Source organism: Enterovibrio baiacu (assembly GCF_004120195.1).
In the GTDB taxonomy this organism is placed as follows: domain Bacteria; phylum Pseudomonadota; class Gammaproteobacteria; order Enterobacterales; family Vibrionaceae; genus Enterovibrio; species Enterovibrio baiacui.
Genome location: NZ_SCHN01000006.1, coordinates 406,621 through 422,294, shown reverse-complemented (window position 1 = coordinate 422,294; position 15,674 = coordinate 406,621). Strand labels below are relative to the sequence as shown.

General features: G+C 48.0%; 13 protein-coding genes. 4 read left to right on the top strand and 9 right to left on the bottom strand.

Annotated elements, in window-relative coordinates; genetic code table 11:
* Positions 1-37: 37 nt before the first annotated feature.
* Complete coding sequence (gene icd / locus EQP46_RS04445; protein ID WP_129492486.1) at positions 38-1,288, top strand: NADP-dependent isocitrate dehydrogenase; 1,251 nt, start codon at positions 38-40, stop codon at positions 1,286-1,288.
* A 146-nt stretch (positions 1,289-1,434) separates the two neighbouring features.
* Here icd and EQP46_RS04440 read toward each other — a convergent pair whose 3' ends face one another.
* Entirely contained in the window at positions 1,435-2,922 is a 1,488-nt protein-coding gene (locus EQP46_RS04440) for a cytochrome-c peroxidase (RefSeq protein ID WP_129492485.1), read from the bottom strand.
* Positions 2,923-3,375: 453 nt separating this feature from the next.
* Entirely contained in the window at positions 3,376-3,597 is a 222-nt protein-coding gene (gene cspD, locus EQP46_RS04435; protein ID WP_017012120.1) for a cold shock domain-containing protein CspD, read from the bottom strand.
* Positions 3,598-4,422: 825 nt separating this feature from the next.
* Between cspD and clpS the strand changes: the two genes are divergently transcribed.
* Both clpS and clpA read left to right on the top strand, forming a co-directional pair.
* The gene (gene clpS / locus EQP46_RS04430) at positions 4,423-4,743 is read left to right on the top strand and encodes an ATP-dependent Clp protease adapter ClpS (RefSeq protein WP_017012119.1); all 321 of its coding nucleotides are present in this window, start codon (positions 4,423-4,425) and stop codon (positions 4,741-4,743) included.
* Between the two features lie 58 nt (positions 4,744-4,801).
* Positions 4,802-7,063 (top strand): ATP-dependent Clp protease ATP-binding subunit ClpA, encoded by a 2,262-nt coding sequence (gene clpA / locus EQP46_RS04425; protein ID WP_129492484.1) that lies wholly within the window; start codon positions 4,802-4,804, stop codon positions 7,061-7,063.
* Positions 7,064-7,134: 71 nt separating this feature from the next.
* Here the strand turns inward: clpA and infA are convergent, their stop codons facing one another.
* From infA to ald, 7 genes are all read right to left on the bottom strand, one after another.
* Positions 7,135-7,353: a translation initiation factor IF-1 gene (gene infA, locus EQP46_RS04420; RefSeq protein ID WP_016961517.1), complete on the bottom strand. Its 219-nt coding sequence runs from the start codon at positions 7,351-7,353 to the stop codon at positions 7,135-7,137.
* A gap of 233 nt (positions 7,354-7,586) precedes the next feature.
* Entirely contained in the window at positions 7,587-8,288 is a 702-nt protein-coding gene (locus EQP46_RS04415; protein WP_129492483.1) for an arginyltransferase, read from the bottom strand.
* Entirely contained in the window at positions 8,281-8,997 is a 717-nt protein-coding gene (gene aat, locus EQP46_RS04410; protein ID WP_129492482.1) for a leucyl/phenylalanyl-tRNA--protein transferase, read from the bottom strand. Before aat ends, EQP46_RS04415 begins: the two co-directional genes overlap by 8 nt.
* Positions 8,998-9,099: 102 nt before the next feature.
* Positions 9,100-10,821 carry a heme ABC transporter ATP-binding protein/permease CydC gene (gene cydC / locus EQP46_RS04405; protein WP_129492481.1) on the bottom strand — a complete coding sequence of 574 codons (1,722 nt, stop codon included), beginning with the start codon at positions 10,819-10,821 and terminating at the stop codon, positions 9,100-9,102.
* The gene (cydD, locus tag EQP46_RS04400) at positions 10,814-12,583 is read right to left on the bottom strand and encodes a heme ABC transporter permease/ATP-binding protein CydD (protein ID WP_129492480.1); all 1,770 of its coding nucleotides are present in this window, start codon (positions 12,581-12,583) and stop codon (positions 10,814-10,816) included. The genes cydC and cydD overlap by 8 nt, the downstream gene beginning before the upstream one ends.
* 80 nt (positions 12,584-12,663) lie before the next feature.
* Entirely contained in the window at positions 12,664-13,626 is a 963-nt protein-coding gene (trxB, locus tag EQP46_RS04395; protein WP_129492479.1) for a thioredoxin-disulfide reductase, read from the bottom strand.
* A gap of 120 nt (positions 13,627-13,746) precedes the next feature.
* Complete coding sequence (gene ald / locus EQP46_RS04390) at positions 13,747-14,862, bottom strand: alanine dehydrogenase (protein WP_129492478.1); 1,116 nt, start codon at positions 14,860-14,862, stop codon at positions 13,747-13,749.
* Between the two features lie 165 nt (positions 14,863-15,027).
* On the opposite strand from ald, the gene lrp reads away from it, so the two are divergent.
* Positions 15,028-15,522, top strand: a complete 495-nt coding sequence (lrp, locus tag EQP46_RS04385; RefSeq protein ID WP_016961524.1) for a leucine-responsive transcriptional regulator Lrp — start codon at positions 15,028-15,030, stop codon at positions 15,520-15,522.
* The last annotated feature ends 152 nt before the right edge of the window (positions 15,523-15,674 follow it).

The following is a 15,674-nucleotide window of genomic DNA, read 5'->3' as shown; positions in this document are numbered from 1 at the left end:
TGAGCAAAAGATAACAAATGGACGCTAGGAGAATTAAATGGAAAGTAAAGTAGTCGTGCCAGCTGATGGTCAGAAAATTGCAGTAGAAAACGGCAAGCTGGTCGTTCCTAATAACCCTGTCATTCCTTACATTGAAGGTGACGGTATTGGCGTTGATGTTAGCCCTGCGATGATCAAAGTTGTTGATGCTGCGGTTGAAAAGGCTTACGGCGGTGACCGTAAGATCTCCTGGATGGAAATTTACACCGGTGAGAAATCAACCCAGATCTATGGCGAAGATGAGTGGTTACCTTCTGAAACCCTCGATTTTATCCGTGATTACAAAGTAGCAATTAAAGGTCCTCTAACGACGCCAGTAGGCGGCGGTATCCGTTCTTTGAACGTTGCCCTTCGTCAAGAGCTTGACCTGTATATCTGTGCTCGCCCTGTTCGTTATTTCGAAGGTGTACCAAGCCCACTAAAACAACCCGAACTGACTGACATGGTTATCTACCGTGAAAACTCAGAAGATATCTACGCAGGTGTTGAGTTTAAGGCGGGTACGGCTGAAGCAGACAAAATCATCAAATTCCTTAAAGAAGAAATGGGCGCAACCAAAATCCGTTTCGACGAGGAATGTGGTATCGGTATCAAGCCTGTTTCTGAGCAAGGTACTAAGCGTCTTGTTCGCGCGGCAATCCAGTACACCATCGATAACGATCGTGACTCAATGACGCTGGTTCACAAAGGCAACATCATGAAGTTCACCGAAGGTGCCTTCAAAGATTGGGGCTATGAAGTAGCAAAAGAAGAGTTTGGTGCTGAACTGTTGGACGGTGGTCCATGGATGACGCTGAAAAACCCGAACACGGGCAAAGAGATCATCATCAAAGACGTGATTGCTGATGCATTCCTACAGCAAATCCTTCTTCGTCCAGCGGAATACGATGTCATTGCAACCATGAACCTTAACGGTGACTACGTGTCTGACGCACTTGCTGCGCAGGTGGGTGGTATTGGTATCGCACCGGGTGCAAACATCGGTGACGGCATTGCATTGTTTGAAGCAACACACGGTACTGCACCTAAGTATGCAGGTCAGGATAAAGTTAACCCTGGTTCACTGATCCTTTCTGCTGAAATGATGCTTCGTCACCTAGGTTGGACTGAAGCAGCAGACCTGATCATTTCTTCTATGGAAAAAGCGATCGCAAACAAGACAGTAACGTACGATTTCGAACGTCTAATGGACGGCGCAACGCTGCGTAAGTGTTCTGAGTTTGCAGAAGACATGATTCAACAAATGTAATCCATAGGATTCACTTGTTTCTAAGCCCGGCAATCGCCGGGCTTTTTTATGCCTAGGGTTTCGCTGTCTTGACGCGGTTACCCAGCCTGATTTAAAACTTTGGCCTGAGTAAAACCATCAGTTCGACGTCAGCAGCGTTGTTTGGTTTAGAGCGGTTGCAAGTTGATGTCGACGGCTTCAATGCGCAAACCATCAGGGTCGATGTCGTTATCGACGAGCCATGGGGCCATACATTGCCGATCTTTCACACACGGATCGGTCAAGGTGCGAAGAAACGCGGTTAAGTCTTGAATGTCTTCTTCGTCATAGGATTGATTACTCAATTGACTGACACCGACGATCTGCTGAACAAACAATATGTTTATTGCTTCTTGCGTATTGTTTTGCATATCACTTTGCTGAACAGAAGGCTGTGTGCCGTCATATTGATAACGTGCCACGGCGACTGCAGGGTTCATATGATGGCGTATGGTGTCCTCTAAGCTGCTATATGCACCAGAGTGACCATAGGGGCCAGTCACATCCACATTGAGCAGTGACGGCGTTCTGAAGGCGAATAAATCGGTAAAGCGGTTGGTCTCTCGGTAGCGTCCAAAATCATTGGTGCGTGTGTAGCTGTCACCTTTACCACGCCCCAACTGCGGCATGGCGATATTATGAAAACCTTCATCCGTCATCAGATTGCCGCTGTGGCAGCGTTGACAATTAAATCCGTTTGCACTTGCAGGCGCTAGAAACTTATAAGCGCCCCGTTTTTCTTGTGGCGTGAGCGCGAGGGTGTTGCCCTGAACGTAATCAAACCATGGGTTATCGACAAAGACCTGAGAGCGCATGTATTCCGCGAGCACTTCTCGTATGGCAGCAGGCGTGATCACTTCGTTGAGTGGGACGTCGGGAAGGTTAAACGTTTCACGAAAAAGCGTTGGCCATTGATTCAATGCCAAAGGCTCAAGTTCTCCCCGCATTCTCGCCGCAACCCGCTCCCGTGTTTCTTGATTTGATAACCCTTCTGCAAAGGTAAAACCTCGCATCTCTTCAAGCGTGACTTGTGGGAAGGCTGCTTGTGCGGTGCTGAGGTTGTTGCCGGCATCGGGATCTGGCAAGTCTTTGCCTGAATCCGGCGTGCTTATGCCGCCAATCCCACCATGTTGGAAGGGAAGCGGCAACAAGGCTTCCACCCGCCCATCGTGAAAAATATGCTTATCCCAAAAGCCAAGGTTGAAACTGGTTGGGACATTTCGGGGCATTGTGGGGCCGCCATCGTAGAAAGGCGCGGTTGATCGGTGCTCGCGACCAGGACCGAGCAAGTTAGGGTTGAGGGTATCAACGCCTATCGCGATCGAGAGCGCATCGGCACCGCCTAACATGGGGTGATGGCAAGAGACGCATGCAGTGTCGAAATTACCGCTTTGGATTTTACTGAAAAACAGCAGCTTCCCGAGTTGTGCTTTGGGGGTGTTGATCGAGGGGAGTGAGCGCGGGGATAGCGGGTCTCCTGTGAGGCTCAGTTGAGAAATTCGTTGTCGGAGCGCTGCATCCAGCTCGGCATCGGACGTGAAACTGAGGGTACTGGCGTTGGTTGGGATGGAAAAAAGGAATAGGAATCCCGCCAACCATAAGTCGGATATTTTCATCGAATAGCCCTTTGTCTAACAGATATCTAGTCCCGAACACTATGAAAAGGCTCGGGTATATGCCCAAACAATGAGATGGCCTTGCTTCGGTAGCGATTACGAACGATGAGAGCGGTGTGCGTTTGGCGAATAGTGCTGAGTGATGAGAGCACTGCCTGAAAGAGAGCCTTTGCGTATCGTTGTAAATCTCACGGAATCCTGCATCTTCAAACTGTTTGAGCGTTTGTCTGAGCGATGTGTATGAAAAATTGGTCTCGCCCTAAGGTGAAATTAGACTTTTACGTGAGGGAGCACGTTCTCAGTATTGATAATCTAGGATGTTTATTGTGAGGAGGAGGAGGCTGGACGCCTTTTAGACTCTGGGTTGTAGCGTATAAAACAAAAGAGCGAACACAATGTCCGCTCTTTCAAACTTCGACCTTACGGCAGCAAAAAGATTTGTAGCAACACTAATTATTTTAAGGCTTCGCTTTCTATTGGAACAATCTGGCTAGCGTGGTAACCCTTAGGACCTTCCAGCACTTCATAGTTCACGGTCTGTCCGGCTTTTAATGTCCGGTAACCATCCATTTGAATCGTAGAGTAATGAGCAAAAATATCACCATCACCCTCATCAGGGCATATGAAGCCAAACCCTTTAGCGTTGTTAAACCATTTAACTGTACCACTTGCCATGCGAAACATCCCTCTTGCATTCAAATTGCATAACTATGAGTAAAACCAACATCTGCAATCACGTTACTCATTGGTAATTGATGCTGTATGTTTTTACTTCAATTCACACTCTAGTAGAAAGATTTAGGCAGTCAAGCCCCTTAGAAGCCATATAACAACATTTTAATAAAAATAACTGAAGATGTTCGCGAAGGATGATGTGTGTACCATTATGTGTCTTTTTGTTTCATAAATAAGTCAATCGAATCAATGTTAAAGGTCGGATGTGTTAAGTTGATTTCAAGGGTTCTTAAAAAATAGCTTCATGACTGTTAAACCCTCCCATCAAGGCGTTAATTGTAACATCATGATAATTAAGGTTTGAGAAAGCGGTTTTTTTTTACTTTTGTCAGTGTATTAATACACGTAGTGGAAAGTATTTAGAGGGTGAATAGTTAATGAATGAATATTAACGAAGAGAATTAAGTTTTTGTGCTGATCAACAAAGTGAAAGCAAGAGGATGATAGTGGTAATCCAAACAGATGTATGGATATTCTTACATTGTGGATTCTGTTTGTAATACGCGGCGTGTTTTGACGGTCTGATTGGATGACAAGGTGATTTGAGCGAGAAGCGAAGTGGCAGGATTGGTGAACTGTGGCACTATTTCTGCATCGCAAATATTGCTCATCATAGCTTTGTCGCGGTTGCTGGAATACAATCTGTGAATTACGTTTTAAGTATCGGTAGCGTTTCTTGTGTATGATGTCCCAATATACAAAACACCTAGATAAATAATTGTTTTGTAAGGAACACTTGAGCTACCTTAAAGATTGTAAGCAGTTATGAGCAAAATGTACGAATGGATAGTTCCGGATTCTGACGTTAAAGAAGCGGAAGAAACCAAAGTAAAACCGCCATCATTATACAAAGTGCTATTGAATAATGATGATTACACCCCCATGGAGTTTGTAGTGGAGGTGTTACAGCGATTCTTTTCCATGGATTTGGAAAAAGCGACACAGTTGATGCTAGCTGTTCACTATGAAGGAAAGGCTGTCTGTGGCATTTATTCCTCGGAAGTTGCCGAGATGAAAGTCGCACAGGTAATGATGTATGCAAAAGAACATCAACACCCACTACTGTGCACAATGGAGAAAGCCTAAGTTATAGAAAAAGGATTTCTTCGGCACACCAGAATGTGGTTATTGAGGGAGGTGCCTTATGCTAAACAAAGAACTTGAAGCGAGCCTGAACGGGGCGTTCGCAAGAGCACGTGAGAAGCGTCATGAGTTTATGACCGTGGAACACCTGCTACTCGCGCTGTTAGAAAACGTTGCCGCTCGAGAAGCGCTACTCGCTTGCCGCGCCGATCTTGATGCCTTGCGCAAAGAATTGGAAGCATTCATCGAACAAACAACACCGTTGATTCCTGTTGATGATGACAATCGAGAAACCCAACCAACGCTGAGTTTTCAGCGCGTACTTCAACGTGCTGTTTTCCACGTCCAATCATCGGGCCGCAGTGAAGTGAGCGGTGCGAATGTGCTGGTGGCTATTTTTAGTGAGCAAGAATCCCATGCGGCCTACCTGCTCAAGAAAAATGATATTAGCCGCCTTGATGTCGTTAACTACATTTCACACGGTACAACCAAATCTGCAAGCAGCGATGAAGAACTGCCGGGTGCGGACCTTTCTTCTGAAGAAGCGGCCGTAGAAGGTGGTGAAGAGCGCTTAGAGAACTTCGCTACCAACCTTAACCAACTCGCACGTGTCGGTGGTATTGACCCTCTTATTGGCCGTGACAAAGAGCTTGAGCGTACAATCCAAGTGCTTTGCCGTCGTCGTAAGAACAACCCACTCTTAGTTGGTGAAGCCGGGGTCGGTAAAACTGCGATTGCAGAAGGTCTTGCTTGGCGCATCGTTGAAGGTCAAGTGCCAGAAATCATTCAAAACTGCGTGATCTACTCTCTCGATATTGGTTCGCTTCTTGCCGGAACCAAATACCGTGGTGATTTTGAAAAGCGCTTCAAGACCATTTTGAAGCAGCTTGAGAAAGAAGAGCATGCGGTTCTGTTCATTGATGAAATTCATACCATCATTGGTGCAGGTGCAGCATCAGGCGGTCAAGTAGACGCCGCTAACCTGATTAAACCGTTGCTTTCGAGCGGTAAGCTTCGTTGTATCGGTTCAACCACTTACCAGGAATACAGCAGCATCTTTGAAAAAGAGCGTGCGCTGGCGCGTCGTTTCCAAAAAATCGACGTTGTGGAGCCATCACTTGATGACACCACGAAGATCCTGATGGGTTTGAAACCTAAGTACGAAGCACACCATGAAGTGCGTTACACCAATAAAGCCATCCGTGCAGCGGTAGAGCTGTCAGCCAAATACATTAATGACCGTCATCTTCCCGATAAAGCCATTGATGTGATTGATGAAGCGGGTGCGCGCTGTCGCCTTGCGCCAGCAAACAAGCGCAAGAAAACTGTGGGTGTGGGTGATATTGAAGCCATGATTGCGAAAATGGCCCGCATCCCTGAGAAATCCGTTTCTTCGACTGACCGCGAAGTGCTTCAATCGCTTGAGCAGAAGCTCAAAATGCTGGTCTTCGGACAAGACGATGCGATTGGTGCATTGTGTGAGGCGATTAAACTCAGCCGCGCAGGTTTGGGTGCAGAGAATAAACCCGTCGGTTCATTCTTGTTTGCAGGTCCAACCGGTGTGGGTAAAACCGAAGTGACCGTTCAACTTGCCCGTGCGATGGGTATCGAGCTGCAACGCTTCGATATGTCTGAGTACATGGAGCGTCATACCGTCAGCCGTTTGATTGGTGCGCCTCCAGGCTACGTGGGTTACGACCAAGGTGGTCTGTTGACGGATGCGGTTATTAAACATCCACACAGTGTTGTGCTGCTTGATGAAATCGAGAAAGCACACCCAGATGTCTTTAACCTGCTTCTTCAGGTCATGGACAACGGGACATTGACGGACAATAACGGCCGTAAAGCAGATTTCCGAAACGTGATTCTCGTGATGACAACCAATGCGGGTGTGACGGAAACCATTCGTAAGTCGATTGGCTTGATCCAACAAGATCACAGTCACGATGCGATGGCTGAAATTAAGAAGGTGTTTGCACCTGAATTCCGAAACCGCCTTGATAACATCATTTGGTTTAACAACTTGGATAAAGAAATCATTCTTCAAGTTGTCGACAAGTTTGTTGTCGAGCTTCAAGCTCAATTGGATGCGCGTGGCGTTTCTCTTGAAGTGACAGATAAAGCGAAACTGTGGCTGGCAGAGAAAGGGTATGACAAGTCTATGGGTGCACGTCCAATGGCGCGTGTCATGCAAGAGCATGTGAAGAAGAACTTGGCGAACGAACTGCTGTTCGGTTGTTTGGTGAATGGCGGCACAGTGAAAGTGGGTGTGAAGAACGACACGCTTACCTTCAGCTTTAGTGATGAGATGGAACCTGCTTGATTCGTTAAAAAGCAGGAACCAAAAAACCCGGCGCATGCGCCGGGTTTTTTTGTGTTCGCGAGACGTGAGGATTAACGCGCGCGGAAGATAATGCGACCTTTCGACAAATCGTAAGGTGTCATTTCAACAGTAACTTTGTCACCCGTTAGGATGCGGATGTAGTTTTTACGCATCTTACCAGAGATGTGAGCAGTAACTACGTGGCCGTTCTCAAGTTCTACGCGAAACATAGTGTTTGGCAGGGTGTCCAATACGGTACCTTGCAGTTCAATTACGTCTTCTTTTGCCATTTAATCCTCTTAGGCTATCTCTCAGCCATTTTTTGACTGGCAGATAATGCCTTGATTGTTTGAGTCTGTAAAGTTCAGGGCCGAAATTTTACCCCTTTGTATTCACAGTGACCAGCAAAAATCCGCCAGAGGTCTAAGTTTGACGTGATTCAGGCCAGAATTTATGGGGTATTGTCGAAATCTATGATGATAAATCAGGCGTATACAGTGCCAGATACACAAAGGGTGGCGGATCATTTTTCGAAAGAAACCCATTCACCGGCAATGTAACGCTGATTAGGTTTAAACTTTTCTTTGTAGCGCATTGCACTGCATGCATCGATTTGGAAGCCAAGATAGAGCCAAGGCTTCTGATTTTTGCTTGCCAGCGTTAGCTGGGCGAGCACACACAGCGAACCCAGCGACCATGAATGGTCAGGGTCGAAGAAGCTGTAAATGGCACTGTATCCTGCATCAATATCGTCTGTCACCGCGATGGCGATCAATCGATCTTGGTCATAAATATGGAGGTAGCGCACCGTTAGCCAGTCACTTTGCACGAATGACAAGAAGTCGTCTTTTCGTGCGGGATACATGGAGCCGTCGCGATGGCGCGCGGAAATGTATCGGTCATAGAGTTCAAACCAATTGTCATCGAGCGTGTCTTTTAATTGAAGGTCGAGCCGCTTTAATTGGTTGAGTTGTCGCTTCTGACTCTTGGACGGTTGGAAATGTTCCACCGACACCCGCAATGAGTGGCAGGCCGTGCACGCGCCACAATGTGGACGATAAATATTGTTGCCGCTGCGTCGAAAACCCGCTTGGACGAGATAGTTGTAGCCTTCGCTTGATAGCACATCATCATCCATCACAATGGCGATGGACTCTTTTTCTGAGGGCAAGTAGTTGCAAGGCGATGCCGCCATGACACCGAGTTTGATGGCATGTTTAATCATCCTGCACTCCTAGGCGCTGTGGCTTATATACTGACGCGTCGAGCGTGATGTGCTTAAGCTGGTCCAATTCGGTCAAGAATGTGTCTCTCGATACGGCGTGTGCGCCCATAGAAGCCAAGTGTTCTGTCATCATCTGACAATCTATCCATTGACCGCCATGAGAAAGAAAGTGCTCACAGAAGAACCACAGCGCCGTTTTAGAGGCATTGGGTTTAAGTGAAAACATGGATTCGCCACAAAACATTGCACCGACGCTCACTCCATACAGTCCGCCAACGAGTTCATCGCCTTGCCACACTTCGACGCTGTGCGCGCCACCTTGACGGTGAAGCGCTTTGTAAGCGTTACGCATTTCAGGCGTAATCCACACCATGTCTTCGCCTCGAATCAAGGCACAATGTTGGATCACGTCGTCAAAACATTGATTAATCGACACGCGATACCCGTTTTTACGCACAAACTTTCGCAGACTTTTTTGAGGTGTAAACGTAGCAGGGTGGATCACTGCACGCTCAGAAGGGGACCACCACAAAATAGGTTCATCGACACCAAACCACGGAAAGATCCCTTGTCGGTAGGCTGATGCCAATCGACGAGGAGAAAGGTCGCCACCTATCGCGAGCAATCCGTCAGGATCATCGAGTGCTGATGAGATAGGTGGGAAATGCTCAGGCTTATTGTCATCCAGTGGCGGTAAATAGATGGTCATTCAATGATCCGATATTCCAAGGTGAACGGTTGGGTAGAGAAGCAGCAAGGCCATTAACAAAAAGGGAGCCGAAGCTCCCTTAAGTATACAATCTGAAACGTATTACTGAATACGTTGCAACAAACTTGTGTAGCGCCCACCTGCAGCTTTTAAGTCGCTGTGAGACCCTTGCTCGATGATGCCACCTTCGTCCATAAGACAAATGGTATCCATATCTTTCAAGCCAACCAATCTGTGCGTAATGAACAACACGGTTTTGCCTTGGCTGTGTTCAAGCAGCAAAGACAAGATCTGTTGTTCCGTTTTCACGTCGAGCCCTTCGGTAGGTTCATCCAGCAACAAGATAGGCGCATCACGTAACAAGGCGCGTGCAATGCCAACACGACGGCGTTCACCGCCAGAAAGCTGGCGACCACCATCGCCTAGCCACGTATCCAATCCTGGCCCATCGAGTAGGGCGGAGAGCCCCACTTTATGGATAACATCGAGCAGCTCTTCATCAGTCGCTTCGGGGTTTGCCATTGCAAGGTTGTTACGCAGGGCACCATTGAAAATATCCACGCGCTGACTGACGACGGCCACGGACGAACGCAATGCGGATTCACGCCAGGTTGAAAGCGGCACGTTGTCGATGCGTATTTCACCTTCAGTTGGATCCCAAGCGCGGGTAATCAGTTGTAACAAGGTAGATTTACCACAGCCTGTTCTGCCTAGCAGTGCCACTTTTTCCCCGGCTTTGATGTGAAGAGACACATTGTCGACAGCAGCCTGATCTGCACCATGATAGCGATACGTCACGGCATCAAAGGTGATATCGCCTTTTGCGGTGTTGTTATAACCCAAGGGATCAAACGGCGTTTCTGGCGTCGCCTCAATTATTTCGTTCAGGCGTTTTGCCGACGTCACGGTTTGGCTGAGGTACTGGAACGCGCCTGCGACAGGCATCATAAGTTCGAAGCTTGCCATGGTGGCAAAGGCAACCATAGCAACCATTGGATTGGGATAGTCCCCACCCACGCCATCCGCGGCAAGCCAAAGCATAAGCACCAGAGTTAAGCCGTTTGCCGCTAGGAGTACGCCATTTGCGAGGCCCGTTATCCCTGCCATTTGACGTTGTGCGTGAAGCAGGCTTTTTTCATCGTTATGCGCTTGTTCGCGGTAACGCTCTGCGGCACCGAAAATCTGCAGCTCAGCATGACCTTGAAGCCAATCAAGGAGAGAAGTGCGCAAACGCGACTTTGCATGGGTGATTTCCGCGCCATGTGGTCGCCCAAGAACAAAGAAAACTACAGGCAGGATAAACATCAGTGCGAACAGTATGCTGCCGAGTGTTAATCCGATAGCAGGGTCAAACCAATACAGGAAAGCACTGATGCTGAGAATACCCAACACGCCGACAACCATCGGGCTGACAAGACGCAAATAGACGTGGTCCATGGCATCGACATCAGCGACTAACCGGTTGAGGATATCCGCATCGCGCAGATTGCCAACTTTTCCTGGGATCAGCGGCGTCAGTTTTTCGAAAAAGAAAATACGCAAATCAGCGAGCAACTTAAAGGTTGCGTTGTGACTCACCACGCGCTCACCCCAACGTCCAGCGGTTCGCGCGATAGAGAAACCGCGAACCCCCGCAGCGGGTAACATGTAGTTAAAGTTTTGCGTTGCGGCAAGACCTGCAACAGCCGACGCAGCAATAAACCAGCCTGATAAGGTCAACAGACCAATTGCAGCGGCGAGCGTCGCAAAGGATAGCAACATGCCTAACGACAAGCCGAACCAATGCTTTTTATAAAGTTTCAGGAAAGGAATGAGATCACGCATCGAGGTCACTCCTGTCTACGGCATGGATCATTTCTGCAAATACGCCAACGTCTTTAAGCGCGTCGAAGGTGCCTTGTTGAACGAGTTTCCCGCTGTCCATCACCAGAATTTGGTCGCTGGTATCGAGTTGATCAATGCGATGGCTGATTAACAAGGTTGTCGTCTCTTTAGTCGCATTGTCCAAGCTCGCCATCACCAACTTTTCGCTTGAGGCGTCAAGGCTGGCGGTCGGTTCATCCAACACCCAGAACTTTCCGTTTTGCAGCAAAGCGCGTGCGACGGCGATACGCTGGGCTTGGCCTACGGAAAGACCTGCAGCACGGTCGCCCACATGGTGTTCGTAGCCGTTTTCTAGCTTAGAAATAAATTCGTCAGCGTAAGCGGCTTTTGCCATGGTGTGCATGTCAGCGTCTGATGTGAGCGTCGATGCCAAGCAAATGTTATCGCGAATGGTGCCGTGGAATAGCTGCGGGTTTTGCCCAACCCAACTCACTTGTTTACGCCAATGCGAGAGATCGGCGGTATTGAGCTCGACACCCTCTATTTTGAGACTGCCTCGGTAAGGTAGGAAGCCAAGTAGGGCGTTGATCAAACTGGTTTTACCCGCGCCGCTTTGTCCAACCAATGCCACTTTCTGTCCTGCTTGAATGGAGAAGCTAAGAGGGCCTGCTAATACGGCACCATCAGGACTGAGTACTTCAAGATCCGTTGCTTCAAGCGTAATGGCGTCAGCGGTTATCTTTGCATCGCCCGAAGACTGATGCTCTGGCGTTGAATCCAAGAAATTCACGATAGATTCGGCTGCCCCGATGGCTTGGGCTTTGGCATGGTAGTAAGTGCCTAGGTCTCGCAAGGGCTGATAGAACTCAGGTGCAAGCACCAAGACAAACACACCAATAAACAGCGTGATACCAATACCATAGTGGCCGAAGTTCAGCTCACCAATATAACTAAAACCGAAATACACCGCGGTCACCGCAATTGACAATGCAGTGAAAAACTCCAGTACCGCGGACGACAAAAATGCAAGGCGCAACACTTCCATGGTGCGTTTACGGAAATCTTCAGAAGCAACACGAAGGTGTTTGCTTTCCGCTTCTGCTTGGTCAAATAAACGTATGGTTGATAAGCCACGAAGACGATCGTAGAAATGCCCTGATAGGCGCTGTAACGCTTTAAAGTTACGACGGTTGGCATCGGCTGCGCCCATACCGACCAGTGCCATAAAGAAAGGCACGAGCGGGGCCGTAACAAGGAAGATCAATCCTGCCGCCCAGTTAAGCGGGAAAACGGCAATAAGAATGATAAAAGGAATAAGAACTGCAATGGCCATTTGCGGCAGATAGCGAGCAAAGAAATCTTGCATCTCTTCGACTTGTTCAAGAACAAGGCTTGCCCACGTACCTGCGGGTTTCCCTTGAATGGTCGCTGGGCCTAAGGCTTCCAATTTATCCATAATAAGGTGGCGAATATGCAGTCGAACTGCTTCCCCCGCGCGGTAGCCTGCTTGTTCTTTTCCCCAGCTACAGACGGCACGAAGGCAAACGATAATGGCGAGACCAACGAAAGAGAGCCATAAGTCGGATTTGTCGGCTTTTTCAATAATGAGTTCATGCAGAATATTGGCCAGCAATGCCGCTTGTGCGACTAAAAACAAACCTGACAAAAATGCCAAGCCAATTGCTGTCATAAGCCATGTTTTGCCTAGCTTGCTCTGCCCTTTGAGCCATTGGGCAAGAGAGCGCTGTTTCTTTTTATCCATAAAACTTCAATGATCGTGGAATGGGAAGGCGGGTCTGGCAAAGCATAGGCCTGCAAGTGTGCAGGCCTAGAGGTAGAGTGTTACTTAGCTTGTTCTTTTGCGTCAAGGAAGCGTTCTGCGTCAAGCGCGGCCATACAACCTGTACCTGCAGACGTGATTGCCTGGCGGTAGGTGTGATCCATAACGTCGCCTGCTGCGAACACGCCTTCAATGCTGGTTTGCGTCGCGTTGCCTTCAAGACCAGATTTCACTTTGATGTAGCCATTGTGCATGTCTAGCTGGCCTTCGAAGATGCCGGTGTTAGGCTTGTGACCGATGGCCACGAACAGACCCATTACATCGAATTCTTCCGTTGCATCAGATTGCGTGTCTTTAATGCGAACACCCGTCACGCCCATGTCGTCACCCAGCACTTCGTCAAGAACACGGTCTGTATGAAGAACGATGTTGCCGTTTTCTACTTTGTCCATCAGACGGCTGATCAGAATTTTTTCAGCACGGAAAGTGTCACGACGGTGGATAAGGTGAACTTCAGAGGCAATGTTTGACAGGTACAGTGCTTCTTCAACCGCGGTGTTGCCGCCGCCGATTACGGCTACTTTTTGGTTACGGTAGAAGAAACCATCACAGGTCGCACACGCGGATACGCCACGGCCTTTGAAGTTTTCTTCTGATTCCATACCTAAGTATTGTGCTGACGCGCCCGTTGCAATGATCAATGCATCACAGGTGTATTCGCCGTTGTCACCCTTTAGGCGGAAAGGACGTTGCGTCAGGTCGGTTTCGTTGATGTGGTCGAACAGGATTTCTGTGTCGAACTTTTCAGCATGTTCTTTCATGCGATCCATCAGTGCAGGGCCTGTTAGTCCTTCTGCATCACCCGGCCAGTTCTCAACCTCAGTCGTGGTCGTTAGCTGACCGCCCTGTTGAATGCCCGTTACCATTACCGGGTTCAGGTTTGCGCGCGCAGCATAAACTGCGGCTGTGTAACCAGCAGGGCCAGAACCTAAGATAAGAAGGCTTGCATGCTTTACGTTGCTCATTATTTCTCCGGGTGGATTTTGTATTTATATTGAAGCTGATTGTAGGGAAAATAAGAAGCTAAAGAAAGGGCACCGTGCGGTGCCCTTAATCTAAATATGTTATCTCTTATTACTTATTGATTACGCAAGCGCCGCTCGCGGATCAACATATTCCAAGTCGAAAGATTCCGCGACCTCTTTAATGGTCACTTTGCCATCAATAACGTTCAGTCCGTTTAGCAGGTTAGCGTCCGTCAATAGCGCTTCGCGATAGCCTTGGCTCGCCAATTTAACGATATAAGGAAGTGTCGCGTTATTCAGGGCAAATGTAGACGTTCGTGCTACAGCGCCAGGCATGTTTGCGACGCAGTAGTGAACAACATCATCAACGATATAAGTAGGATCGGCGTGTGTGGTTGCGTGAGACGTTTCGAAACAACCGCCTTGGTCTATCGCGACATCCACCACAGCTGCACCCGGTTTCATACGCTTGATATGGTCAGCATTTACCAATTTTGGTGCTGCTGCACCAGGGATAAGCACTGCTCCGATGACCAAATCTGCGGCGAGAACGTGCTTTTCGAGAATTTCTTCTGTTGAGTAGAGTACTTTTGCACGTCCTTGGAACTCTTCATCGAGTGCGCGCAGTGTATCAATGTTGCGATCTAAGATGGTTACGTCAGCACGCATGCCAACGGCCATTCTTGCCGCATTTGAACCAACAACACCACCGCCCAACACTACGATTTTCGCGGGTTCGACGCCAGGTACACCACCTAGCAGCATTCCTGCTCCGCCACGGGATTTTTCAAGCGCTTGTGCACCGGCTTGGATCGACATTCGACCAGCAACTTCGGACATAGGTGCAAGGAGTGGCAATCTACCCTTAGAATCTGTTACGGTTTCATAGGCTATACAGACAGCTTTGCTCTTGATAAGGTCTTGTGTCTGTGGAAAATCTGGTGCAAGGTGCAAATAAGTAAACAAAATTTGCCCTTCGCGAAGCATGGCACGTTCAACGGCCTGCGGCTCTTTAACTTTTACAATCATTTCAGCGGTAGCGAAGACATCTTCAGCCGTGGGCAATATTGTTGCGCCTGCCTGAACATAGTCCTCATCACTGAACCCGATTCCCATGCCTGCCTGTGACTGGACGTTAACAGAGTGGCCACGGGAAGTAAGTTCTCGAACGCTAGCAGGGACCATGCCTACACGGTACTCGTGGTTTTTGATTTCTTTAGGTACACCAATGATCATCCTGATTCCTCGATTCTTTGTAGAGTTATTAGCTAGTGTTTTGTGTTATTGTTGTATTTAGAGCCAGTATAGTTCGCAGAAAGCCAGATTTGATGCTAAAGATAAAAGTTATGTTAGGAAAAATGGCATTTAACATTGCAAGGAAGTAAAAAGGTGGAATAAAAAATGGTTGACGCCAAAAAGAAACCCTCCAAGGAATTGGACCGTATAGATAGAAATATTCTTAATGAGCTACAAAAGGATGGGCGTGTATCTAACGTCGAATTGTCGAAGCGTGTCGGCCTATCGCCAACACCATGTCTAGAGCGTGTTAGACGCCTAGAGAGACAAGGTTACATCAGCGGATATACCGCGTTGCTTAACCCGCAATTCCTTGATGCCTCTCTGTTAGTTTTTGTTGAAATTACGCTTAACCGTGGTGCGCCGGATGTTTTCGAGCAATTCAACAAAGCCGTACAACAGTTAGAAGACATTCAGGAGTGTCACCTTGTATCGGGTGACTTCGATTACCTTTTGAAAACCCGCGTTTCTGACATGTCTGCATACCGTAAACTGTTAGGCGAAACATTGCTTCGTCTTCCAGGTGTGAATGACACCCGCACCTACGTGGTGATGGAAGAGGTTAAGCAGACTAACCATTTGGTCATTAAAACGCGTTAACAACCTCACACCGCTCGGACACATTGGGCTTAGAAGAGTGTTATATTCGACAAACCGAGTAGCTTGCTGCTCGGTTTGTTTTTTTGTTTGGTGTACACTTTTGCAAAAGGCTGATGTGTTGAGTGATTTATGCTTCGCAACTCAACAATTCA